The following is a 373-nucleotide window of genomic DNA, read 5'->3' on the forward strand; positions in this document are numbered from 1 at the left end:
ATCCTGTCAGCCACGACCATCAGCGGTACGCTGGTGCTTGGCCTGGCGCCGGTTTTTTTGTGCTGGAACGTTCGGGTGCCCCGTTCTGCGTTTCACCTGTCGGTAGTGGGCGGACTGCTGCTGGGCGGTTTTCTGACTTTTTTTCCGTTGCCCGAATCCCTGCGGCTGGGCGACGGAAAATACGGATCGCTGCTTAGTGTGAACCTGATCACTACGGCCTTCTGTTTCCTTGTTTTTGCCGGTAGTATGCTGTTTCAACCCAAGAACCATGACTGATCATNAGCGGCAGCATGCTCATATTCGGCGGTCCTTATTCTAATTTACAGGCGCTGGAAGCCCTTACATCAATCGCCGGTCAACTCCGGATTCCTGC

At 54.6% G+C, this 373-nt stretch carries 1 pseudogene; it reads left to right on the top strand.

The features are described from left to right. A pseudogene (locus BLX24_RS31400) lies at window positions 1-276 on the top strand (sodium:solute symporter); the annotation flags it as partial. Between the last annotated feature and the right edge of the window lie 97 nt (window positions 277-373).

The sequence above is a fragment of the Arsenicibacter rosenii genome, assembly GCF_001870735.1.
Taxonomy (GTDB): domain Bacteria; phylum Bacteroidota; class Bacteroidia; order Cytophagales; family Spirosomataceae; genus Arsenicibacter; species Arsenicibacter rosenii.